Source organism: Helicobacter equorum (assembly GCF_900198655.1).
GTDB classification, from domain to species: domain Bacteria; phylum Campylobacterota; class Campylobacteria; order Campylobacterales; family Helicobacteraceae; genus Helicobacter_F; species Helicobacter_F equorum.
In genome coordinates, this window is record NZ_FZPO01000080.1 from 1 (window position 1) to 986 (window position 986).

Annotated in this window: 1 protein-coding gene; it reads left to right on the forward strand. The window is 40.5% G+C overall.

Features of this window, described 5'->3' with window-relative positions; all coding sequences use genetic code 11:
* On the forward strand, nt 1-986 hold a 986-nt coding region (locus C6H22_RS08440; protein ID WP_158654690.1), incomplete at both ends, for a class I tRNA ligase family protein.

Genomic DNA, 986 nt, shown 5'->3' on the forward strand with positions numbered 1-986 from the left:
CAAAAGACAGGCATAGAGAGCTTTGAGGTCTTTACAACTCGTTGTGACACGCTTTTTGGTGTGACCTATTGTGCCATTGCTCCAGAACATCCGCTTGTCGATGCGCTTTTAGAAAAAGGATTACTAGATTCAGAACAAAAACAAAAAATCCAAGATGTGCGTAAATTCCCATCAAAAGAACGATCTATGATGGAAAAAGAAGGCTTTGATTTAGGGATAACAGCCATTCATCCATTAAGTGGCGTAGAGATTCCTATTTGGGTAGCAAACTTTGTACTGATAGAATATGCTAATGGTGCGGTTATGGCTGTGCCAGCGCATGATGAAAGAGATTTTGAATTTGCCAAAAAATATAACTTGCCTATTAAGCCTGTGCTTGTATCTAGCACAGATTCTTTACCATTTTGTGAAGATGGCGAATTAATAGAATCCGGAATCTTTAACGGACTAAAGGGTGCTACAGCACGAGAAAAAATCATTGCATACTTTGAAGAGCATGGTAGGGGAGTTGGTGTTATAAATTATCGTTTGCGCGATTGGGGAGTATCAAGGCAACGATATTGGGGTGCGCCTATTCCTATGGTGCATTGCCAAAAATGTGGCATTGTGCCAGAAAAGATTGAGAATCTTCCGGTGCTTTTGCCTGATGATGTGGTCATTAATGGTGAGGGTAATCCACTAGATAAGCATCCTGCTTGGAAAGAATGTCAATGTCCAAAATGTGGCGGTAATGCACAAAGAGAGACTGATACGATGGATACTTTTGTGCAATCAAGTTGGTATTTTTTGCGTTACGCAACGCCTAAGCAGTATTGGGAACAATGTGCATTTAGAGCAGAGGATATCGCATATTGGATGAATGTAGATGAGTATATTGGTGGGATTGAACACGCGATTTTACATTTGCTTTATGCGAGATTTTTCACTAAGGTGTTGCGAGATTTGGGGTATGTGAATCTCAATGAGCCATTTGCCAATCTTCTTAC